Source organism: Micromonospora echinospora (assembly GCF_900091495.1).
Lineage (GTDB): Bacteria > Actinomycetota > Actinomycetes > Mycobacteriales > Micromonosporaceae > Micromonospora > Micromonospora echinospora.
In genome coordinates this window covers 1,179,629-1,201,330 of sequence record NZ_LT607413.1, presented here as the reverse complement: position 1 = coordinate 1,201,330, position 21,702 = coordinate 1,179,629, and the positions used below count along the sequence as shown (strand labels likewise).

Annotated in this window: 20 protein-coding genes; 18 read left to right on the top strand and 2 right to left on the bottom strand. The window is 73.8% G+C overall.

Going from position 1 to position 21,702, the window contains the following annotated elements:
* Positions 1–104 precede the first annotated feature (104 nt).
* The 3 genes from GA0070618_RS05330 to GA0070618_RS05320 are packed head-to-tail and all read left to right on the top strand — an operon-like array spanning position 105 to position 1,590.
* Positions 105–410: a hypothetical protein gene (locus tag GA0070618_RS05330; protein WP_088980642.1), complete on the top strand. Its 306-nt coding sequence runs from the start codon at positions 105–107 to the stop codon at positions 408–410.
* A gap of 46 nt (positions 411–456) precedes the next feature.
* Positions 457–1,128 carry a WXG100 family type VII secretion target gene (locus GA0070618_RS05325; protein ID WP_088980641.1) on the top strand — a complete coding sequence of 224 codons (672 nt, stop codon included), beginning with the start codon at positions 457–459 and terminating at the stop codon, positions 1,126–1,128.
* A 33-nt stretch (positions 1,129–1,161) separates the two neighbouring features.
* Positions 1,162–1,590 (top strand): YbaB/EbfC family nucleoid-associated protein, encoded by a 429-nt coding sequence (locus tag GA0070618_RS05320; RefSeq protein ID WP_088980640.1) that lies wholly within the window; start codon positions 1,162–1,164, stop codon positions 1,588–1,590.
* 244 nt (positions 1,591–1,834) lie between these two features.
* Here GA0070618_RS05320 and eccCa read toward each other — a convergent pair whose 3' ends face one another.
* The gene (eccCa, locus tag GA0070618_RS05315) at positions 1,835–5,788 is read right to left on the bottom strand and encodes a type VII secretion protein EccCa (RefSeq protein ID WP_088980639.1); all 3,954 of its coding nucleotides are present in this window, start codon (positions 5,786–5,788) and stop codon (positions 1,835–1,837) included.
* Between the two features lie 169 nt (positions 5,789–5,957).
* On the opposite strand from eccCa, the gene eccD reads away from it, so the two are divergent.
* The gene (gene eccD, locus GA0070618_RS05310; protein WP_231931804.1) at positions 5,958–7,346 is read left to right on the top strand and encodes a type VII secretion integral membrane protein EccD; all 1,389 of its coding nucleotides are present in this window, start codon (positions 5,958–5,960) and stop codon (positions 7,344–7,346) included.
* Here eccD and GA0070618_RS05305 read toward each other — a convergent pair.
* Positions 7,336–8,508: a type VII secretion protein EccE gene (locus tag GA0070618_RS05305; protein ID WP_088980638.1), complete on the bottom strand. Its 1,173-nt coding sequence runs from the start codon at positions 8,506–8,508 to the stop codon at positions 7,336–7,338. The two genes, eccD and GA0070618_RS05305, sit on opposite strands and share 11 nt — an antisense overlap.
* A gap of 155 nt (positions 8,509–8,663) precedes the next feature.
* On the opposite strand from GA0070618_RS05305, the gene eccB reads away from it, so the two are divergent.
* From eccB to GA0070618_RS05235, 14 genes are all read left to right on the top strand, one after another.
* On the top strand, positions 8,664–10,244 hold the full coding sequence (gene eccB, locus GA0070618_RS05300; RefSeq protein WP_088980637.1) for a type VII secretion protein EccB: 1,581 nt from the start codon (positions 8,664–8,666) through the stop codon (positions 10,242–10,244).
* Between the two features lie 97 nt (positions 10,245–10,341).
* The gene (locus GA0070618_RS05295) at positions 10,342–10,710 is read left to right on the top strand and encodes a hypothetical protein (protein WP_088980636.1); all 369 of its coding nucleotides are present in this window, start codon (positions 10,342–10,344) and stop codon (positions 10,708–10,710) included.
* Complete coding sequence (locus tag GA0070618_RS05290) at positions 10,703–11,932, top strand: WXG100 family type VII secretion target (protein ID WP_088980635.1); 1,230 nt, start codon at positions 10,703–10,705, stop codon at positions 11,930–11,932. The genes GA0070618_RS05295 and GA0070618_RS05290 overlap by 8 nt, the downstream gene beginning before the upstream one ends.
* Before the next feature lie 181 nt (positions 11,933–12,113).
* Complete coding sequence (locus tag GA0070618_RS05285) at positions 12,114–12,446, top strand: PadR family transcriptional regulator (protein ID WP_088980634.1); 333 nt, start codon at positions 12,114–12,116, stop codon at positions 12,444–12,446.
* Positions 12,443–13,501, top strand: a complete 1,059-nt coding sequence (locus GA0070618_RS05280; protein WP_088980633.1) for an HAAS signaling domain-containing protein — start codon at positions 12,443–12,445, stop codon at positions 13,499–13,501. Before GA0070618_RS05285 ends, GA0070618_RS05280 begins: the two co-directional genes overlap by 4 nt.
* A gap of 138 nt (positions 13,502–13,639) precedes the next feature.
* Positions 13,640–14,311 carry an LppU/SCO3897 family protein gene (locus GA0070618_RS34540; RefSeq protein WP_231931612.1) on the top strand — a complete coding sequence of 224 codons (672 nt, stop codon included), beginning with the start codon at positions 13,640–13,642 and terminating at the stop codon, positions 14,309–14,311.
* A 144-nt stretch (positions 14,312–14,455) separates the two neighbouring features.
* Entirely contained in the window at positions 14,456–15,142 is a 687-nt protein-coding gene (locus GA0070618_RS05270; RefSeq protein WP_088980632.1) for a dienelactone hydrolase family protein, read from the top strand.
* A gap of 19 nt (positions 15,143–15,161) precedes the next feature.
* Positions 15,162–15,875: a uracil-DNA glycosylase gene (locus GA0070618_RS05265; protein ID WP_088980631.1), complete on the top strand. Its 714-nt coding sequence runs from the start codon at positions 15,162–15,164 to the stop codon at positions 15,873–15,875.
* Positions 15,876–15,895: 20 nt separating this feature from the next.
* Entirely contained in the window at positions 15,896–16,633 is a 738-nt protein-coding gene (locus GA0070618_RS05260) for a DUF4129 domain-containing protein (RefSeq protein WP_088980630.1), read from the top strand.
* Positions 16,630–17,220 carry a hypothetical protein gene (locus tag GA0070618_RS05255; protein WP_088980629.1) on the top strand — a complete coding sequence of 197 codons (591 nt, stop codon included), beginning with the start codon at positions 16,630–16,632 and terminating at the stop codon, positions 17,218–17,220. The genes GA0070618_RS05260 and GA0070618_RS05255 overlap by 4 nt, the downstream gene beginning before the upstream one ends.
* Entirely contained in the window at positions 17,220–18,227 is a 1,008-nt protein-coding gene (locus GA0070618_RS05250; RefSeq protein ID WP_088980628.1) for an AAA family ATPase, read from the top strand. Before GA0070618_RS05255 ends, GA0070618_RS05250 begins: the two co-directional genes overlap by 1 nt.
* Positions 18,224–19,603: a DUF58 domain-containing protein gene (locus tag GA0070618_RS05245; protein WP_088980627.1), complete on the top strand. Its 1,380-nt coding sequence runs from the start codon at positions 18,224–18,226 to the stop codon at positions 19,601–19,603. Before GA0070618_RS05250 ends, GA0070618_RS05245 begins: the two co-directional genes overlap by 4 nt.
* Before the next feature lie 55 nt (positions 19,604–19,658).
* Positions 19,659–20,228 (top strand): hypothetical protein, encoded by a 570-nt coding sequence (locus tag GA0070618_RS05240; protein WP_088980626.1) that lies wholly within the window; start codon positions 19,659–19,661, stop codon positions 20,226–20,228.
* 103 nt (positions 20,229–20,331) lie between these two features.
* Positions 20,332–21,663 (top strand): NAD(P)/FAD-dependent oxidoreductase, encoded by a 1,332-nt coding sequence (locus tag GA0070618_RS05235; RefSeq protein ID WP_088980625.1) that lies wholly within the window; start codon positions 20,332–20,334, stop codon positions 21,661–21,663.
* Positions 21,664–21,702 lie beyond the last annotated feature (39 nt).

Genomic DNA, 21,702 nt, shown 5'->3' with positions numbered 1-21,702 from the left:
CCCTGCTACCACCGCGGCAGGTCGCGCGGGGACGTACCGACGAGCCTCTTTGCTACAGTTCCGCCCGTGCCGCCCGCAGGCCGTCGACCAAGGAGCGATCCCGGATGACCAGCAAGCACATCTCCTCCGAAGCGATCGAGGCGATCCGGGAACACCTGCGCAGGAACGCCCTCTCCGGCCCGAACGGAGTCGACGCGATCAAGGCCAAGCTCGCGGACACCGAGATCGGTTTCCCGCACTTCGGTGTCGTCGGCGTCCCGATCGCCGTGGCCTACGGTGACGCCCGGGAGAAGGCCTCGACGGCGCTGACCGAGATCCGGGAGACCGTCGACGACTACCTCGACGAACTCGCGACGGCCCGGGACACCTGGATCCGGGCCGAGAACGCGAACACGGTCGTGACCACGTGAGCGACACGGTCCTGACGAAGCAGCAGAGTGAGACGGGGAGCGGAGCATGGTCAGCGTCGCCAACGCCGTGATGTTCGCGGCCGTGAAGACAGCGGTCGAGGCGAACGCGAAGATCGCGAAGACCGCGGTCATTGCCGTGGTCGCCGTGGGCACCATGGCGGCCAATCCGATGGACATGTCCGACGCGGCGTCGGTCTGGAAGGAGATCGCGAACGACCTCGGCACGTTCGCCACCCACCTCGACAACGCGCTCGGCAAGGGTGACGACTGGACGGCCGACGACAAGGACGCGTTCGCCGACTCGCTGACCAACTTCAAGGGCGAGATCGAGCAGTTCCGCACCGCCGCCGGCGACATCTCCAGCACGTTGGACACCGTCTCCAACGCGTACATGGTCTCGTTCGTGGCCGTGCTGGCCTTCGCCGGCGCCTGCCTGGTCATCCTGATCGGTCTGGTGGTGCTCCTCTTCATCCCGCACACCTCGGCCGCCGCCCGGGCGATGATCGAGTTCGTCGGGCTGGCGTTGACCGCGCTCTCCGCCAAGGTCGCCGTCCTGCTCGGTGGCCTGGGCACGGCCGTCGCGGCCATGCTGGCCGCCGTCGCCTACGGGTCGATCAACATGGGCTCCAAGGGCGACAGCATCCCCACCGCGCCGGACTTCGAGCAGATCCGCATCGACTACGAGGCGCCCCGGCGCTTCGAGGTCCAGGGCGGCTGACCCGCCTACGCGACGACGACGAAAGAGCGTGACATGAACACCCCGAACGTGGACGACCTGGAGCGCGTGGTACGCGACAGCGAGCAGCGGATGCGGCAGCTGTCCGAGGTGGAGACGCTGCTGGCGGAGATCACCAGCCGGTACGACACCGAGGACGGGATGGTCTCCGTCGAGCTGGGCGCGGACGGCAGGCTCCGCCAGCTGGAGATCAACTCGCGGGCGATGCGCCTGGACTCCTACACCCTCGCCGAGCTGATCACCGAGGCCTTCAACGGGGCGCAGCAGGGGGTGCAGGAGGCGGTCGCCAAGGCCATGTCCGACACGATGGGCACCTCCGACCTGGGTGACGTGCTCGGCGAGGCGCGCGACATCCGAAAGAGCATGGACGGCATGCTGGAGGCCGTGTCGCGTTCGGTCAACGACGCGATCGTGCAGGCCAGCCGGTTCAACAACCGCCGCTGATCGACGGGAGGGACACCAGTGGGCGACCTGCTTTTCCTGGCGATGTGGATCCTGCTGTTCCTGGGGCTGCTGCTGCTCGGCGTGTGGTGGGTCCAGCGGGACCGCAAGCGGCGGTAGCCCGGCCGGTGGCGTGGGGGCCGGGACGACCGGACCGCCCACCCGCCGGAAGCGCAACCGGCTCTCGTGCCCGTGGTTCGTCACGTGGGGGAGGACCCGCCGACCGGCGGATCCTCCCCCACGTCCGTCACGGCTCGCACCAGGCGGTCTGGATCAGTTGCTGACCGTCGCGCCGGCGTACCAGCGTGCCCCGGCCCGGCGGCTGCGGGCTCGGGCGCAGCGTCCCGAAGACCGCTCCCTCCTCGCGGTTGCCGGACATCAGCAGGCCCGGTGAGTCCAGTTCCCGCAGGCGTTGCAGCACCGGCTCGTAAAGGGCCCGCGCGACACCGCCGGCCCGCCGGGTGACGATCAGGTGCAGGCCGATGTCGCGGGCCTGCGGCAGCAGCTCGTGCAGCGCGCTGAGCGGGTTGTTCCCACCGGAGGCGACCAGGTCGTAGTCGTCGACCAGGATGTAGAGGTCCGGTCCCTTCCACCAGCTCCGGTCGCGCAGCTGGGCGGTGGTGACGTCCGCTCCGGGCAGCCGGTTCTGCAACGCGCTGCGGATCGACGCCAGCCCCTGGCTGAACACCTGGTTGGACGGGGCGAAGTCGAGCAGGTGGTCGCCCTCGACGGCACCGAGCAGCCCCCGGCGGTAGTCGGCGATCACCAGCCGGGCCTCGGCCGGGGTGTACCGCTCGACGATGCCCCGGGCGATCAGCCGCAGCAGGTTCGTCTTGCCGCACTCGACGTCGCCGAAGACGGTCAGGTGCGGTTCGCTGGCCAGGTCCAGGTAGACCGGGGCCAGCGCGGACTCGTTGACGCCGATCGGCACGCCGGGCGCGGCGCGGTCCACGACCCGGGCCAGCTCGGTCACCGGCAGCTTGCGGGGGAGCAGGCGGACCTTCGGCGCGGGCGCTCCGGGCCAGGCGGCGGCCACCTGCTCGGCCAGGGCGGCCGACGCCTCGGTCAGGTCCTCGATCGCGTTGCCGCCGTCGATCCGGGACACCGCGGCGAGGAACTGGAGTTTGGTGGGGGTCAGACCCCGACCGGGGGACTTCGGCGGCACGTTGACCGCCGCCCGCCGGTCGATCTCGGACTCGGTCGGGTCACCGAGCCGCAGTTCCAGCTTGGTGCCGAGCAGGTCCCGCATGTTGATGCGGATCTCCGCCCAGCGGGCCGCGGTGAGCACCACGTGGACGCCGAACCCGAGGCCCCGGCCGGCGAGGTTGGTGATGGTCTGCTCCAGCTCCTCGTACTCCTGGCGCAGCGTGTGCCACCCGTCGACGACCAGGAAGACGTCGCCGAACGGGTCGTCGGCGAACTCGCCGGCCGCCCGGCGACGCCGGTAGCCGGCCACCGAGTCGATGCCGTGCTGGGCGAACCGGGCCTCGCGTTCGTCGATGATGGTGACCACCTCGGCGACCGTCCGGCGGACCGCCTCGGTGTCCCGGCGTCGTGCCACGCCCGCCATGTGCGGCAGCCGTTCCAGGCTGCGCAGCGCCCCGCCGCCGAAGTCGAGGCAGAAGAACTGCACCTCACGGGGGGTGTGGCTGAGCGCCAGCGACGCCAGCATCGACCGCAGCATGGTGCTCTTGCCGCTCAGCGGCGCGCCCACGATGACCACGTTGCCGCCCGCGCCGGCCAGCTCCACCATCATCGGGTCCCGGCGCTGCTCGTACGGCCGGTCCACGACACCGACCGGCACGGTGAGCTGCCCACGTCCGGCCCAGCCGGGCACCGTCAACCCGAACCTCGGGTCGGCGGTGAGGGTGCCGTACAGCTCGCCCAGGCTGGGCGGTGCCCCCAGCGGCGGCAACCACACCTGGTGCGCCGGGGTGCCCTTCCCCCGGAGCTGCTCCGTGATCACGTCGAGCATCGTGGTCACCTTGCCGGACTCCGGCTCCTCCGGCGCGGTGGCCTCCACCGGGGTCTCGACCCGCTGGATCGGCACGAAGTCCACCCCGTACGGCACGATGCTGCGCTGGAGGGCGGCCTGCGAGGTGGCGTTGCGGCGGCCCGGGGCACGGTACGGGCCGGACACGTAGGCGGCCCGGAACCGCAGCATGGTGGCGGTGTCCGACTTCAGGTAGCCGTGACCGGGCGCGCTGGGCAGTTCGTAGGCGTCGGGCACGCCGAGCACGATCCGGCTCTCCACCGCCGAGAAGGTCCGCAGACCGATCCGGTACGACAGGTGGGTGTCCAGGCCGCGCAGCTTCCCCTCTTCCAGCCGCTGGCTGGCCAGGAGCAGGTGGACGCCGAGCGAACGGCCGAGCCGGCCGATCATCACGAACAGGTCGATGAAGTCCGGCTTGGCGGCGAGCAGCTCGCTGAACTCGTCGCAGATGATCATCAGGCTGGGCATCGGCTCCAGCGGCTCACCGGCGGCGCGGGCCTTCTCGTACTCGTACCGGGAGATGTAGTTGCCGGCGGCGCGCAGCACCTCCTGCCGCCGGTTCATCTCCCCGGCGAGCGCGTCCCGCATCCGGTCGACCAGCGTCAACTCGTCGGCGAGGTTGGTGATGACGGCGCTGGTGTGCGGCAGGACGTCCAGGGAGGCGAAGGTGGCGCCACCCTTGAAGTCGACCAGGACGAAGTTGAGCTCCTCGGACGAGTGGGTGACCGCCAGACCGGCGACCACCGTCCGCAACAGCTCGCTCTTGCCGGAGCCGGTGGCACCGATGACCAGGCCGTGCGGGCCCATGCCCTCGTGCGCCGACTCCTTGAAGTCGATCTCCACCACGTTGCCCTCGGGGCCGACCCCGAGCGGGATGCGCAGCCGTTCGCGGTGCGCGCGGGGACGCCACGTCTGCCGGACATCCACCGCCGCGGCGTCCCCGATGCCCAGCAGGTCCGGCAGCTCCATGCTGCGGGCCAGCGGCTCCTCGCTGACCGTCTGCCGGGACAGCCGGTAGGGCGCGATCTGTCGGGCCAGCCCCTCCGCGGCGACGGCGCCGAGCTGGTCCGGGCGGCCCAGCCGTGAGGTGGACTTGCCCTGCACCAGGTCCAGCGCGGAGCCGTCGGTGACGTCCAGGCAGATCAGCCAGCGGCCGACGTCCCGGGGCACCGAGCCGGAGAGGTCGACGACGGTGGTGCCGAGCAGCCCCATCCCGACGAGCTGGCAGGTCGGCGGGACCTCGCCCCCGTCCAGGACGACCACGACGTGCGGCCCGTTGGTGAACGGCTTCGCCTCCCGGCTGTACCTCGGGCGGCTGGACAGCTCGTTGGTCAGGGCCTGCTCCGCCTCGGCGAGGTTGGTGAAGACCAGCCGGCGCGCGCCGGCCGCGTCGGCCCGGCCGGGGTGCTGCGCATGCGGCAGCCACTTGACCCAGTCCCAGGTCGGGTGCCGGTCGGGGGCCGCGACCACGGCCAGGACCAGGTCGTCGGGGGCGTGGAACGTCGCGAGCTGGCCCAGCACCGCCCGGGTCAGCCCGAGCACCGCCTCGCGCTCGCCGCGCAACGCCACCCGGCTGAACGACCGTACCGACAGCGCGGTGGGCAGGTCCGGCACGGTGGAGTGGGCACGGACGAACCGGCGCAGCGCGATCGCGCTCATCGGCTCCAGGTCCTCCACCGGCTTGGTCTCCGGCGGCACGATCTGCACCGCCAGCCGCTGCGGCCCGGTGGCGATCCGCGCCTCGCCGAAGTCGTCCTCGGTGACCCGGCGCTCCCACAGCCGACGCGACGCCGCGATCGACCAGAGCGCGTCCGGCTCCGGGTGCCGCCACCGCATGGCGGACCGCTGCTGCTCCGCCGCGCGCCGGGTCTTGCGGCGCACCTGGGTGAGGTACCGCATGTAGTCGCGCCGCTCGGCGTTCAGCTCGGCCTTGTCGTTGCCGCCGTTGCCCATCGACCCGAGGAACATGCCGAGCATCGAGACGCCGAAGAGACCACCGGCGATCCAGGTCATCGTCCCGCCGGAGCGGCCGGCGTAGAGGAAGGCCATCGCGCCCACGCCGCAGAGCATCGGCAGGATCATCAGCAGCTGGCCCAACCCGCGGGGCATCTGCTCGGGCAGCTCAGGTGGGGACTCCAGGAGCACCTCACCGCGCGGCAGGGTCGGGCCGGCCTGTCGCGGAGGGCGTCGGAAGACCACCGTGCTCACGTCGTAACTCCCCCGATCGCGCATGACGTCCGGCTGCCCGGGACGGGACACGTCAGGTGGCATCGTACGTGCCGGTCCCCGTGGGTAATCTCCCCTGGGCATGGTGGGCCGGCGGCGACGCCGCCGGTCGCCACCGGTGACGAGCGAGTGCGAGGAGGCCCTGGTGACGATGACGGGGACCGGTGAACTGAGCCGGGTCACCATCGTGGCGCCGAGAACCCGGATGGATCTCGCCCTACCGTCCGACGTACCCCTGGCCGACCTGCTGCCCACCCTGCTCCGGTACGCCGGGGAGGACCTCGCCGACCAGGGCGTGACGCACGGCGGCTGGACCCTGGCCCGGCTGGGCGGGCAACCGCTCGACGGCGGCCGGACGGCGGGTCAGCTCGGGGTGCGCGACGGTGAGGTGCTCTATTTCAACCCCCGGGACGCGGCGACGCCGGAGGTCGTCTTCGACGACGTGGTCGACGCGGTGGCGACCGCCACCAACCGGCGGCCCGGCGGCTGGCAGCTCGCCACCACCCGGCGGTTCTCCGTCCTGTTCGCCTCGGTGGCGCTGCTCGGCGGCGCGGCCGTGGCACTGCTCGCCGGGCCACCGCAGCTCCCCGGCGCGCTGGTCGCCCTGGTGGTCGCGATCGCCGCGATGGTGACCGCGGCCGTGCTCTCCCGGGCGTTGGGGGACGGCTGGACCGGCTCGGCACTGGCCCTGGTGAGTCTGGTGTACGCGGGTGCCGGCGGGCTGCTCCTGCTCGCCGGTGACCGGGAGCTGACCGCGCTCGGCCCCCCGCACGTACTGGTGGCCGCCACCGCCCTGCTCGTCTTCGGCGCGGTGGCCGCGCTGGCGGTGGGCGACCGCACGCCGCTGTTCCTCGGCGCCACGGTGGTCGGGGCCGCCCTCGGGCTCGCCGCGACGGTCTGTCTCGCCTTCGGCGTGGACGACGCCGCGTCCGCCGCGCTGCTGGCCACGATCGCGTTCGCGGTGCTGCCCGCGTTGCCGATGACGGCCTACCGGCTGGCCCGGCTACCTGTCCCGTCCATCCCGACCGGCCCGGAGGACCTCAAGTCCGACGACGAGTCGTTCGACAGCCGCCAGTTGCTCTCCCTCAGCGACCGGGCGGACCAGTTCCTCACCGGTCTGCTGTGGACGGTCTCGGTCGTCGTCCTCGGCGGCGAGGTGGTCCTCGCCCTCGACGGCCGGCTGCCGGCCGTGCTGCTCTGCACGGTGCTGGCCCTGCTCTGCCTGCTGCGCGCCCGGCCGCTCGCCAGTCGGGCGCAGCGCATCCCGGTGCTGGTCGCCGGTTCCGTCGGCCTGGCGCTGGCGACGGCGGCGACCTTCACCGAGCTGTCCGCGCTGCTGCGCCTCGGTGCGCTGCTCGGCGGTCTGGTGCTGGTGGCGGTGATCAGCCTGGTCTACGGGCTGGCCGTGGCCGGCAAGCACATCTCCCCGGTCTGGGGCCGGGTACTGGACATCCTGGAGATCCTGCTGATCGTCGCGGTGGTGCCGTTGGCCGCCTGGGTCTGCGGCCTCTACGGCTGGATCGTCAACATCAACCCCTGACCAGCGCGGCGCTGCCGGTCACCGTGTCTCCCACGGCGACCGGCGCGCACGCGTAGGCCGCCGGCCCGTGCCGCCCGTCGAGCCGCCGGGACGCGAACGAGTGTCGCCGGGCCACGTCCCGGACCGTCGCCACCAGGTCGGCGGCGCGGCTGTCCGGGGCGGCGACGCGGAGCAGCGGGGCGGAGACCCGGCCACCCGGAGCGACCGTCACGGCGAGGGTGTGCGACATCACCGGGATGGCGGTCACCGCGTCGGCGAGCGCGCCGACCGGAGCCTCCGCCCGCCCGCGCAGCTCCAGGCACTGCTGCGTCCAGCCCCGGCCCGCCAGGCCGGTCCAGTTCTCCACCTGCGGATCGGGGGCCACGTCGAGACCGGCCGCGGTGAGCAGGGCCGCCGCCAGATCGTCCGGGTCGAGCATCCGGTACGTCAGCCCCGCGCCGGTGAGCGCCTTGCCGAGCCGGCCGGCCGCCGCCGCCATCGTCCGGCGTACCCCGTCGACGCCGCCGCCCCGGTTGACCGCCTCGGTACGGGCGTCCGCCACCCGGAGGCGGGCGGCCACCCAGACGTCCCGCCGGTAGGCGGCCTGCCCACCCGGATTCGGATACCAGACCAGGCTGCGCGCGACCAGCTGGACGGCCGAGGCCGGCCCGGTCGACCCGGCCAGCACCCGCAGCACCCGGTCGATCGCCGCCCCGGGCAGCGGCCCGCCCGATCCGTCCGGCAGGGTGACCGCGCAGGCGACGAACCAGCCCTGGTCGTCCTGCCCCAGCCCCAGCCGGTTGCCCCGGTCCTCGAACCCGGTGACGGTCAGGTCCGGGGCCAGCGCGGACAGTCGCGGGTCGGCCGTCGCCGGGGACAGGGCGGCCCGGCGGGCGGCCCGGCCACGTCGCTGGAGCCGACGGCGCAGGACCACGTCCTCGTACCACCAACGGCCGCCCCGCCGGGCGAAGGTCGCCAGCACCACCACGAGCACCAGCACGGCGACGGCAGCGGTCACCCAGTCCGGCCCACCCGACACCGCGCCCACGGTCAGCACGCCGACCTCCAGGACGACGAGCTGTCCGACGGCCACCGGACCGAGTCGACCACGGCCGGGCCGGTCGACCCGTGTGCCGGCCGACGCGACCACCTCGCGGCTGCGGGCCGTCTCTACCTGGGTCATCGCTGCGCTTCCTCCTCTGGATCGGGTCGCCCTGCCGTCCGCCGCCGGCCGGCGGACGGCGAATCCCGTCGTCGGTGGGGGGCCCTTATCGTAGATAGGCCCGGAACGGCCGTCGCTGTTCGTCCGGGAGCCCCCACCCCTGCCGGAGGTAGCGCATGCGGACCCGCCGTGACCAGGTTCAGGCGTACCGGTTCGTCACCCGCCGCATCGTCTCAGCCCTGCTGTCGGGCGACCCCGAGACGACGGACCTGCCGATGCGGCGCCTGGGGCTGGCGGTCTTCGGCAGCGCCATGGTCGCGGCGATCGTGCTCGCCGGTGCGGGCGTGTACGGCCTGCTCACCAAGGGCGGCGCCCCGCTGGAGCCGAACACCCTCGTGATCGAGAAGGAGACCGGAGCGACCTACGTCTTCGTCGACGGGCGGCTGTACCCGACGTTGAACTACGCCTCCGCCCGCCTCATCCTCGGCGAGGAGAACCCGCAGACCCGGTCGATGTCCCAGGCGTCCATCCGGGAACGGCCGCGCGGCCGGACGGTGGGCATCGCCGGCGCCCCCGACGGCCTGCCGGACCGGTCGTCGCTGGTCGGCCTGCCCTGGTCGGTCTGCAACACGCCGGACACCGCCGGCCCGCGCCGGTCGACCACGCGCCTGGTCGTCGACCGGCAGCTCTCCGGCGGCTCGCCCCTCGGCGAACAGGCGATCCTGGTCTCGGTCGGTGGACAGCGCCACCTGCTGTTCCGGAACACCCGGATGCAGATCCTCGGCGGTGACGCGGCGATCGCCGCGCTGAAGATGGCCTCGGTCCGGCCGATCGAGGTCGGTCAGCAACTGATCAACGCGGTGCCGGCCGGGCCACGGCTGAAGGAGCCGTTCATCGCGGGGGACAAGGAGCGCAGCCGGTTGCAGGTGGGCAACGGGCCGGCCTGGGTCGGGCAGATCTTCCGCGCCGCCGACCAGCACTACGTGCTGACCCGGGACGGCCTGGCGTCGATCGGTGAGATCACCGCGCTGCTGCTGCGCCAGGACGGGGGCGGGGTCAAGGACATCACCCCGGAGCAGGCGGGCCGGGCGCTCAGCGACCAGCGCCTCGAGGACGAGGGCGTGCCGCAGAAGCTGCCCGAACTGCGGCAGGCGGGATCGGGCCGGGCGGCCGTCTGCGCGACGTACCGGGCGGGTGCGGCGGGGGAGCGCACCACGACGATCGAGGTGTTCGACCGTACGCCGCCCGAGCTGTCCCCGTCCGCGCCCGGCTCGATCGAGGTGCGCCAGGGTGACCGGGACGCCGTCCGGACGGCGGAGCGGGTGGTCATGCCGGGCGGCAAGGGGGCGCTGGTCCAGGCGATGCCCGGGGTCGGCGAGGGCGGGCAGGGAGCGGCGGCCTCCACCGTCTACCTGGTCACGTCCCAGGGAATCCGCTACCCCCTCGGCACCCGCTCCGGCGACGCGGCGGCCGCCCTCGGCTACGGCGGGGTGACCCCGCTCGCCGTCCCGGCCTCGTTGCTGGCGCTGATCCCCACCGGGCCGGCCCTGGAACGCGACGCGGCCCGCAGTTACTTCGACGCCAGCGCGCCCGCCGCCACCCGGTCCGCTCGGCCCACGCCGTCCGGATCCCCCGGGCCGCAGCGGACCGACGGGTCGACGGGGGACGACGGTCCGCGGGAGACCTCCCCCGCTGGTTCCGCCGGACCCACCACCGGCTCGTCCCCGTCCCCGGGCGACGGGTCGGGCGACCGTTGACGCAGGCAGCCCGGCGGGACGGCCGGGTCGCCTGACTTGCCTTGGTCAACTACGCTGAGGCCCGCGACGAGTGCCACGACGACCACGGGGATGCTGCATGGGTACGAAGACCAGTGTCGACGTACTGTCGCTGGAGGATTTCCACCGGCGACTGGCCGGCCGGATCACCGAGGCCGACCAACTGCTCAGGAAGCTGAACACCGAGCTGCAGTGCCGGCCGCCCGCGCTCGGCTCGTTCGCTGACGCGGTCAGCAGCACGCGGCAGTACACCGACCTGCACACCCGCTACGTCGACCGGGTCCAACGACTCCGGCGGTCCCTGCTGGCAACCCAGGCGGCGACCCAGAAGATCCTCGACAACTACCGGACGACCGAGGCGCGGAACAGGGCCAACGCCGCCGACATCGCCCGGGTCCTCGGTGGTGTCGACGAGCCGCTCGGTCTGGAGGGGACGCCACGTGTCTGACGAGTACGTACAGCGCTACCAGCCGGTCAGCCACGAGCAGCTCTACCAGGGCGTACAGGCCGGCGACGCCGAGCAGATCGACACCCTCGCCGCGGCGTGGAGTTCGATGAAGGACACGGTCGACGGGCTCGGCCGCGCGCTCCGCGAGGACCTCGACGCCCTCGACCGCACCTGGACCGGTGACGCCGGTGACGAGTTCCAGCGCCGGGTCGGCCTCGTGGTCCAGTACTCGACCAGCCTGGCCAGCGGGATGGGCTCGGTCCACGAGGGGCTGTCGCTGATGTCGGGACCGCTGCGGACGGCGCAGCGCGAGGCCGAGAGCCCGGACGAGACCGACGACCACGACAAGACGATCAGCGGTGCCGCGAAGGGCGCGCTTTTTGGGCCGGTCGGCGCGGTCATCGGCGGGATCGCCGGACACCAGCAGGACCAGGAGGAGAAGGAGAAGGCGCACCAGCGGATGGTGAAGGTGGTGGCCGAACTGGCCGCCAGTTACGACCTCTCCACCTTCGACCGCTGGAGCCCGCCGGCCCCGCCGCCGGTGGACACCCCGGGCGGGGTGAGCGAGACCTCGAACACGCCACGCAGCGGGCCGGGAGCGACCACGCCGGCCAGGGCACCGGGCACCGGCTCCCCCGGACACACCGGCACCAGCCGGGCCGACGGGCCGCGCCCGGTCGGGAACGGCGACCTCGGCGACCCGGATCCGTCGCGGGACCCGGGCTCCGACCTCGCCGCGCCGACCGGCCCGGGATCGGGCACCTCGCTGGCCGGGGCCGGTCCCTCCCTCGGCACCGGAGCCCTGCTCACCGGCTGGGCCGCCGGAGCGGGTGGCATGGTGGCCAGCGCGGCGGGTGGCACCCGGACCTCCGCCGCCGCCGGTCCGTCGTGGGGCTCCTCGACCGCGCTGCCGGCCGGTGGCGTGCTCGGCACCGGAGCCCTGGCCGCCGGCGCCGGTTCCTCCTCCCCGGTGCCCCGGCCCACCGGTGGCACCGGTCTGGAGAGCCGGGCCGCGGTCGGCGGGGGCGGCCGGCTGGGCGGGGCGGGCAACCGTCCCGGCGCGGCCGGGGGGATGCGCCCCGGGGTGCTCGGTGGCGCACCGATGTCCGGTGGCGACGACGACGAGTCGGCCACCCGTAGCACCTGGCTGACCGAGGACGACATGGACTGGCACGCCGGTTCCGGCAGCACCCCGCCGGTCCTCGGCCCGAACGGCAACTGAGACGGTAGCGGCGGGGGCCTGACCAACCGGTTTGTCCGGCGGGTCGGCCTCCGCCGTCGCATGTCCGGCGGGTCGTGCCGCACCGTGGCCCGCCGTGCCGGCCGTCGCTGCGGAGGCGGAACGGCCCGTACCCGGGAGCGCCGGTTGACCCTACTGTGCATCGCACAGTAGTGTGCAGCGCGTGGACACCACCCAGCTCCTGAAGGGCGTTCTGGATCTCGCGGTCCTCGCCGTTCTCCGCGAGGAGGACGGCTACGGCTACGACATCCTGCGCCGGCTGCGCGCGGCCGGGCTGGAGGAGGTCGGGGACGCCTCGGTCTACGGCACGCTGCGGCGACTCTTCGCCGCCGGACTGCTGACCGCGTACGTCGTACCGAGCGAGTCCGGTCCGCACCGGAAGTACTACTCGCTCAACGCGGCCGGGCGGGACCAACTGCGCCGTTCCGGCAAGCTCTGGCACTCGTTCGCCACCACCATGGACGCACTGCTCGACGATCGGGGGGCGACGGCATGACCGTCACGGAGCAGGAGATCACGGCGTACGTCGAGCGGGTCCGGGCCGCGCTGGCCGACCTGCCCCCGGCCCAGCGGGACGAGTTGACCGAGGACCTGTCGGAGCACCTCGCCGAGGTGGCCGCCGAGGATGGGGAATCGCTGGTCGGCCGCCTCGGTGAGCCCGAGGCGTACGCGGCGGAGCTTCGGGCCGCCGCCGGCGCTCCGGTGCGCACCGGACGGAACCTGGACCAACGGGTCGCCGGCCTCACGCTCGGGGTCCGCACCCGGCTGCGCGCCCTCGACGTCCGGCTCGGTCCGTCGCTCGGGTACGCCACCGCCTCGGACTACCTGCGGCTGCTCCGTCCCGCCTGGTGGCTGGTCCGGGGCTACCTCGCCGCGATGCTGGTGACCGCGATGAGCACCGGTGGCACCTTCGGGGTGCTGCCCAGCCTCGGCGACAGCCACCTGGCCGGCCTGGTCCTCCTGGCCGCCTGCGTGGTCGGCTCGCTCTGGCTCGGTCGCAACGCGGAGCGGCTCTCCCGGTGGCCGCGCCGGCTCGTGCTCGTCGGGTCGCTGGGGCTGGCCTTCTTCGGGCTGGTCGGGGCGGCCACCGTCGACGGCCGGGCCCGGTGGGGCGGCTACCAGGGCTACGACTCGGTGTCGGTGGACAACCAGTACTCCAACATCCAGGACGTCTTCGTCTACGACGGCGAGGGGCGGCTGGTGCGGGACGCCCGCCTCTTCGACCAGAACGGGACCCCGATCCGGCTCGGCTGGCCGGGCTACTGCCAGGTGCCGGGCACGAAGCCGGTCGACGACTCGGTCCGCCGGACGTACCCGTACTGCCCGGAGCAGGCCCCGTTCCAGTTCCGTACGGATCCGGCCCCGGCACCGACGTCCGGTGCCCCGACCACGACGCCGGACGCCACGCCGACCGACCCGACGACGCCGGACGCCACGCCGAGCGGTACGACGACGCCGGAGTCCACGCCGAGTGGTGCGGGCTCGCCGGACGCCCCGGCGGGGCCGGGCGACGCGCCGGCCCCGGCCCCGACGGAGTCCGCCGCCCGGTGACCCGGTAGGTCCGGGGAGCCGGCGACCGGTCAGCCGGCCGCCGGGTCGACAAGGGACGGAGGTCACGTTCCGGGGGACAGCGCGAGCGGTGCCACGTGGCTACCGTTTCCGCTGTCGATCTTCCTGGAAGGACCGCCCGTGACCGAGCAGGCCGTGCCCCCCGCGCCGACCGAGGACGAGAGCGCCGGAGGAGAGCCGACCGACGCCCGGAGCGACGCCACCCCGACCGCCAGTACCACCCCGGCCGGTGACGCCGTCCCGGCTGACGGCGTCACCCCCGCCGCCGCCACTCCGGCCGACGGCACCACCCCGGCCGCCGCCACCCCGGCCGCCGACGCCACTCCCGCCGGGATCGGGCCGGACCCCACCGGCGACGAGCCCGAACCGGGAGACGACGACGCCGAGCCGGGCGGAGGCGGATGGCACCCGCTGCTGCGGGTGCTGGTCACGCTCGGGGTGGTCGCCGTGCTGGTGGGCGGGCTGGTGGTGGCCGGGCTGCGGTACGACGTCGCGGGCCGCCTGCTCAACCCGGACCGGACCGCCGAGGCGCGCGTGGGTGACTGTCTGGGTCCGCTGCCCGACGTCGCGGAGACCGGGCAGCGCCGTGCCGCCGAGGCGCGGGTGGTCGCCTGTTCCTCCCCGGACGCCGCGTACGACGTGGTCGGGCGGGTCGACAGGCAGACCGAGGAGAAGGTGCGCGACGGCCGCCAGTGCGAGCCGTTCGTCGCCGAGGGCGGCACCTACTACACCTACAGCAGCATCCCGCCCGGCGGCACCGGGTACCTGCTCTGCCTGGTGCCCCGCAGTTGACGCCCCCGGGCCTGGTGGAGCCCGGTCGAACAGGAGGTGAATCCCACTCTGCCGGCGTCTTCCCCGGCCGGTCGGCGCGTGGCACGCTACCCGCACGTAACCACGCGACCAGCCAACGATGACTGACCGCCAGGAGGATGCCCGATGGGCGAGATGGTGAGCTACCGCCACGACGGTACGACGAGCGAGGGGTACCTCGCGATACCCTCCGGCGGTGCGACCAGTCCGGCGGTCATCGTCATCCAGGAGCGGTGGGGTCTCGTCCCGCACATCACCTCGGTCGCCGACCGGTTCGCCGAGGCCGGCTTCGTGGCGTTCGCACCGGACCTCCACCCCGGTGCCGCGCCGGACGACGCGGACGAGGCGGGGCGACTGATGACGGCGCTGCGGATGGACGACGCGGCGGCCGACGTCGCCGCCGCCGCCGATTACCTCGCCGGCCGACCCGAGGTCACCGGCGGGATCGGCTGTGCCGGCTTCTCCGCCGGTGGCAGCCTGGCGCTCCGGTCGGCGACCAGCTCCGCCCGGATCGTCGCCACCGCCGGCTTCTACCCGATGCTGCCCTGGGAGAAGATGCGCCCGGAGTGGGCCGACTACGCCGGCAAGGCGGCGGTCGTCCACTGTGCCGAGGCGGACGGCGCGTCCGCCGCCGAGGGGGTGCAGACCGCGCGGCGGGCGATCGAGTCCGCCGGTGGCACCTGCGTCCTGTACGACTACCCGGGCACCGCGCACTCGTTCTTCAACGACGACCGGCCGGAGGTCTTCGACCAGCGGGCCGCCGCCAGCGCCTGGGCCCGTACCCTCGAACACTTCCGGAGCCGGCTTGGCTGAGCCCCGTACCGCCGACGAGGTGGCCGCCCGTGCCCGGCGGGCGGCCGACCTGCCCGACCTCGACGGCGCGATCAGCGGGTGCTTCGCCTGCCCGCGCCTGGTCGCCTGGCGCGAGGAGGTGGCCCGGACGAAACGGGCGGCCTTCCGGGACCAGGAGTACTGGGGTCGCCCGGTGCCCGGCCTCGGGGCCCCCGACGCCCGCATCGCCATCCTCGGCCTCGCCCCCGCCGCGCACGGCGGCAACCGCACCGGACGGATCTTCACCGGGGACCGCTCCGGGGACGTCCTCTTCGCCGCGTTGCACCGGGCCGGCCTGGCCAACCAGCCGACCAGCGTCGCCCGGGACGACGGGCTGACCCTGCGGGCGACCCGGATCTTCTCCGCGGTGCGCTGCGCGCCCCCGGACAACAAACCCACCCCCGGCGAGCGGGACACCTGCGCGCCGTGGCTGCACCGCGAGCTCGAACTGATCCGCCCCACCCTGCGCGTCGTGGTCGCGCTGGGCGCGTTCGCGTGGGCCGCGTGGTGGCCGGCGCTACGCGCGGTGTACGGCGTCCGGCCGCCCAGCCCGCGACCGGTGTTCGGCCATGGGGCACACTGGTCCGGCACAGCCGTACCGGAGCTGCTGGGCTGCTACCACGTCAGCCAGCAGAACACCTTCACCGGACGGCTCACACCACAGATGCTGGACGAGGTGTTCACCCGGGCGAAGCAGGTGGCCGGGGTGGACTGACACTGCGCGGGGCGGTGACGATGGATTTCAGCGTGCTGCGCAGGTGGTGGCCGGTCCTGGCCGTAGCCGCCCTGCTCGCCGTCGCCGCGGTCGCGGCGACGCACTCCGCGCTTGGTGCGACCCGTATCCCACCCGCTGCGGAGAACGTCCCGTTCATCCCGGAGTACCCGGAGACCCAGCCCTCCCCGTCGTTCCCGGTCGAGCCCCGGGAAGCGGCCCGGGAGACCGCCGCGCGCATCCCCGGCTGGGTCACCACCGCCGCGGTCGTACTGCTGGGACTGACCGCACTGCTGGCCCTCGGCTACGGGCTCTGGACGGTGCTACGCGGTGCGCTGCGCCGGACCAGGCGGCGCGGGCTGCCCGCCACCCGGCCCCGCCCGTCGGCCGAGGGGACCGCCCGGGACGTGGTCGCCGCGCTCGACGCCGGCCTGATCGAGCTGGACGACCGGTCGAGCGACCCGCGTACGGTGGTGATCGCCTGCTGGGTGCGGCTGGAGGAGGCCGCCGCCACCGCCGGCGTGTCCCGCCGGGCCGGTGACACCCCGACCGACCTGGTCTCCCGACTGTTGCGGGGAGACACCGACAGTGGTGTCCCGGCGATCGTCAGCGCCGACGTGCTGGCCGAGTTCGCCCACGTCTACCGGGCCGCCCGGTACGCCACCAGCACCGTCGACGAGCGGATGCGTGACCAGGCCCGCGCGGCGCTGCGTCGGATCCGGGCCGAGCTGACCGTCTTCGCCGACGAGGTGCCGACGTGAGCGAGTCGGCACCGCGCGGCGGCGCGAGCATCGACGACCTGCTCCGGTTCGAGGAGGAACCGGCCGGCCAGCCGGAACGACGCCGGGGCGGCTGGCTGCGCTGGCTGCTGCGTACCGTCCTGGTGACCGGTGCGGCCACGGCGGTGCTGGTCGCCGTGCTCCGGGCGGTCGGCTTCACCGTCTCGTTGCCGGTGCTGGTGGCCGGGGTGCTCGCCCTCCTCGGCGTCCGGACGGTCACCGGCCGGCTGGCCCCACCGCCGCCGTCGCGCCGGAGCACGCGGGTGACCGGCCCGGACGAACCGCCCCCCGCCGGGGACGCGCTGCGGACCGCCGTGGACGGCTGGGCCCTGCCCCTGGCCTGGGCGACCAGCGAGCCGGAACGTTTCGCCCGGGTCGTCCTGCCCCGGATCACCGAACTGGCCGACGAACGACTGCGCCAACGGCACGGGGTGACCCGCGAGTCCGATCCGGCCCGTGCCCGTGCCCTGCTGGGCGAGCGGCTCTGGACCTTCCTCGCCGTTCCCGGCCGCCGCCCCCCGTCGCCGCGCGACCTCGCGGCGATCGTCGCCGAACTGGAGAAGATCTGATGAACGACGTGGACCGGAACGTCACGCCCGCCGAGGCCGGCCGGCTGGCCCGCGAGGTGCTCGACGCGGTCGGGTCGGTCGTGGTCGGCAAGCGGGAGGCGTTGGAACTGGTCCTCGCCGGGATCCTGGCCGGCGGGCACGTGCTGCTGGAGGACCTGCCGGGACTCGGCAAGACGCTCACCGCGCGCTCCTTCGCGCAGGCTCTCGGCCTGGACTTCCGCCGGTTGCAGTTCACCCCCGACCTGCTGCCGGCCGACGTCACCGGCTCGTTCCTCTACGACCAGCGCAGCGGTGACTTCACCTTCCGGGCCGGTCCGCTCTTCACCAACCTGCTGCTCGCCGACGAGATCAACCGGACCCCGCCGAAGACCCAGTCCGCCCTGCTGGAGGCGATGCAGGAGAAGCAGGTCTCGGTGGAGGGCGTCACCTACCGGCTGGACGAGCCGTTCCACGTGCTCGCCACCGCCAACCCGATCGAGTACGAGGGCACGTACCCGCTGCCCGAGGCGCAGCTCGACCGGTTCCTGCTCCGGGTCTCCTTCGGTTACCCGGAGCGCGAGGAGGAGTGGGAGGTGCTGCGCCGCCGGATGGCCCGTCGCCGCGAGGAGGCGGAGATCAAGCCGGTGGTCGACGCGACCACCCTGCGCGCCATGCAGTCCGCGCTGGAGGACGTGGCGGTCGAGGACTCCGTCGGCCGGTACATCGTCGAGCTGGCCGCGGCCACCCGGGACCACCCGTCCGTGCTGGTCGGCGCGTCGCCGCGCGGGTCGCTGGCGCTGCTGCTGCTGGCCCGGGCCCGGGCCGCGTTCGGCGGCCGGGACTACGTGGTGCCGGAGGACGTCAAGGACGTCGCCGTGCCGGCCCTCGCGCACCGGATCACGCTGCGCCCGGAGATGTGGCTGCGCCGGGTCGACCCGTCGTTCGTGGTGGGCGAGGTCCTCGATGCCACCCCGGTGCCGGCGAGCGGCGCGCTGCCCAGCTACGCCGCCGGTCGGGGCGGACGTTGACCGGTACGCCCGCCGGGTCGTCCCCGGACCCGCAGCCGTCCGCCTGGGTGCCGACCCGGGCGCTCGGCCGGGCCGTGCTGCTCACCGGCCTGCTGCTGGTGGCCGGCGTGGTGCTCGGCCGGGTCGACCTGGTGGTGCTGGCCGCCCCGTTCGCGCTGGGCACCGCGTACGCGCTGCGCCGCCGGCCGGCCGCCCCGCCGCAGGTGTGGCCGGGGGCAGCCGAGGGGCACCTCGTCGAGGGCGGGGACCTCGCCGCGACGGTGACCGTGGGCAACCCCGACCGGGTCGGCTACGACCTGGCGGTGGTCCGGACCCGGGTGTCGCCGTGGCTGCGTGTCGAGCGGTCCGGGTTCGACGCGGACGCGCCGCGCGAGGGGGCCGCCGACCGCCCCTTCGCCACGTTCGTCCCGGCCGGTGAGGCGGTCGACCTGACGCTGGCCGGCACCGCGTTGCGGTGGGGCCGGCACCCGGTCGGTCCGGCCGGCGCCCGGGCCGCCGCCGCCGACGGGCTGTTGGTCTCCCGGGTGGTCGTCGCCGAACCGGCCCGGGTGACGGTTTATCCGAAGACCGAGCCGTTCGAGGCGGTCGAGGCGATGCCCCGGGCCGCCGGCCTGGTCGGCGCGCACCACTCCCGCCGCCCCGGCGAGGGTGGTGAACTGGCCGGGGTGCGTGTCTTCACCCCCGGCGACCGGCTCCGCCGGATCGACTGGCGGGTCTCGCTCCGGGCCAAGCAGCTGCACGTCGCGGCGACCCTCTCCGACCGGGACGCCGAGGTGGTGCTCCTGCTCGACGTGCTCGCCGAGGCGGGACGCTCCGGCGGCGTCGACGGCACCGCCTCGGTGCTGGACACCACGGTCCGGGCCGCTGCCGCGATCGGCGAGCACTACCTGCACCGGGGTGACCGGGTGTCGATGCTGGAGTTCGGCCCGACCGCCCGACGGCTGCGTCCGGCCACCGGCCGCCGGCAGTACCTCACCGTGCTGGAGTGGCTGCTCGACGTCCGCGCCGAGTCCTGGCCGGACGAGGCGGACGACCAGGTCTTCGGCCCCCAGCTGCTCTCGTCGGACGCGCTCGTGGTGGTGCTCACCCCGCTGTTGCAGGAGCGGTCCGCGCAGATGCTCGCCCAGCTCGCCCGCTCCGGTCGGTTCGTGGTGGCGGTGGACACCCTCCCCGCCGACCTGCCCCCGCCGAGGGGCGGGCGGCGGGACTGGGCCGAGGTGGCGTTCCGGCTCTGGCGACTGGACCGGGACGTGATGGTCGAGCAGTTGCGCGAGCACGGCGTACCGGTGGTGCGCTGGGCCGGTGCGGGCAGCCTGGACCAGGTGCTGCGGGACGTGGCCCGGCTCGCCACCGCCCCCAGGGCCGGTGCCCGGTGAGCGTGAGGAACGTAGCGGAGCGGAGTCCCGCAGTCGCGAGCGAAAGGCGACAGCGGTGAGCGCTGTTCGACAGGTCGTCGGCCGGGTGCGTGGGGCGCGGGAGGCGGCCCGCCGGGCCACCCTGCTGCCGTTCCTGGTCCGGGTCGGGGTCTTCCTCACCGTGCTGGTCGGCTTCACGGTGGCGTTCCCGGTCGACATCTGGTTCGGCGACGCCCTGCCGGCGCTGCTGGTGACCGCGGTGCTGCCCGCGCTCGGGCCGCACCGGTTCTGGCCGACCTTCGCCGCCCTGGTCACCGTCGCCGGCTGGCTCCACGGCACGTTCGACCAGGGCGAGCGGATCGCCCTGTGGCGGTTGTTGCTGCTGGCCGTCCTGCTCTACCTGGGGCACAACCTCTGCGCCCTGGCCGCGCTGCTGCCGTACGACGCCGTGGTCGACCCCGCGCTGGTGGTCCGCTGGCTGGCCCGGACGGCCGGGGTGCTCCTCGCCGCCGGGGTCGTCGGGGTGCTGCTGCTGACCGTCGCCGGTGTCGGCGGGGACCGGGGACTGCTGCCCGTGACGATCGGCGGACTCGCCGTCGCGGTCGTGGTGACGGCGTTGCTGGGGTGGCTCCTGCGTCGCCGGTGAAACCCGCCCGTAACGAAGGTCATGCAGGTCACAGGGGGGTGCTGCGTCACAGAGAAGGGGCGCGAACGGGATTACCCGGGCCGGTAGGGGAAAGATAGAAGACGTGAATCCGAAGCGGATCCTTGTGGTAGGTGCCGGCCACGTCGGGCTCTACGCGGCCCTGCGCCTCTCGAAGAAGCTGAGCTCCCGTGAGGCCGAGGTCATCGTCGTCGACCCGCAGCCGCACATGACGTACCAGCCCTTCCTTCCGGAAGCGGCGGCCGGCAACATCTCTCCCCGGCACAGTGTGGTGCCGCTGCGGCGGGAGTTGCGTAGGTGCACCATCGTCGCGGGCGCGGTGACGCGGATCGAGCACTCCCGGAAGACCGCCACGGTCCAGCCGATCACCGGTCCGGTCCGGGAGATCCGGTACGACCACGTGATCATCGCGCCCGGCTCGGTCTCCCGCACCCTGCCGATTCCCGGCCTGCACGAGCACGGGATCGGCTTCAAGACCATCGGCGAGGCCATCTACCTGCGTAACCACGTGCTCGACCGGTTGGACGTGGCGGCGGCCACCACCGACCCGGACGTGCGCCGTCGCGCGCTGACCTTCGTCTTCGTCGGCGGCGGGTACGCCGGCATCGAGGCGCTCGCCGAGATGGAGGACATGGCCCGGGACGCGCTGAAGTACTACCCGGAGCTGACCCCGGAGGACATGCGCTGGGTGCTGGTCGAGGCGACCCAGCGGGTGCTGCCCGAGGTCGACCGGGACATGGGCGCGTACACGGTGCAGCAGCTGCTCAAGCGGAACATGGACATCCGGCTGGACACCCGCCTGGAGTCCTGCGTCGACGGGGTGGTCACGCTCTCCGACGGCGACAGCTTCCCCTCCGACACCATCGTCTGGACGGCCGGCGTGAAGCCGTCGCCGCTGCTGGACGCCACCGACTTCCCCCGCGACGAGCGGCGTCGGGTCACCTGCCTGCCCACCCTCCAGGTGGTCGACGGGGACCGGATCGTCGACGGCGCCTGGTCGGCCGGTGACTGCTCGGCGGTGCCCGACCTGACCGGCCCGCCCGGGACGTACTGCTCGCCGAGCGCGCAGCACGCGGTGCGGCAGGCCGCCCGGATGGCGGACAACATCGCGGCGGTGATCCGGGGCCGGGAACCGGTCAACTACCGGCACAAGCACGCGGGCAGCGTGGCCAGCCTCGGCCTGCACAAGGGCGTCGCCCAGGTGTACGGCATCAAGATGACCGGCTGGCCGGCCTGGTTCATGCACCGGACGTACCACATGAGCCGGATCCCCTCGTTCAACCGCAAGGTCCGCGTGGTGGTCGACTGGTCGCTGGCGTTCTTCCTCCGCCGGGAGGTCGTCGCGCTCGGTCAGCTGCACGACCCGCGTGAGGAGTTCGTCGAGGCGTCCCAGCCGGTGGGCGCCCCCCGCGCCTGAGGTGGTAGGAGGGGTCCCCTGTTACCGCTTTCTGCCCTG